The sequence below is a fragment of the Neorhizobium vignae genome, assembly GCF_000732195.1.
GTDB classification, from domain to species: domain Bacteria; phylum Pseudomonadota; class Alphaproteobacteria; order Rhizobiales; family Rhizobiaceae; genus Neorhizobium; species Neorhizobium vignae.
Genome location: NZ_JNNU01000069.1, coordinates 1 through 470 on the forward strand (window position 1 = coordinate 1; position 470 = coordinate 470).

The 470-nt window shown below is 60.4% G+C and carries 1 protein-coding gene; it reads right to left on the reverse strand.

The features are described 5' to 3' along the window. The coding region (locus GQ59_RS32600; protein WP_037088651.1) for a DUF5801 repeats-in-toxin domain-containing protein at positions 1 to 470 on the reverse strand (470 nt) is incomplete at both ends.

Sequence of the window (470 nt, forward strand, 5' to 3'; positions counted from 1 at the left end):
GTATCGTCGTCGATATCGATCTTCAGCGTGCCCTTGGCGACGTCGTTGTCGCCATCCTTCACTTCGTAGGACACGGTGACGGAAATATTGTCCTCAAAACCGGGATTGGTGCCCTGATGATTGACGGGCGCCAACTGCACGACGTGGTAGTCGCCCGTCGCCGCATTGTCGATCACCAGCTTGAACACCGGCACGTAGGCGCCGTTCTGGTTCTGAGTAATCGTCAGCTGCGAGCCATCCTCCGAGCGGACGAACCAGAAGCCGGAGGGGAGCGTCAGCCCGCTGGCCGACCACGAGATCGAGCCCGGGCCATCGGCGCCAAAACTATGGCCAAGCACGCCGGACGTCGCGGTCGGCGTATCGTCGCCTTCACCGCCAGCATTCCCGCCCAATGTATCGTCGTCGAGCTGCAAGGTCTCATTGGCAACGACAACCGGAATATCGTCATCGACATTGATGGTCAGCGTGCC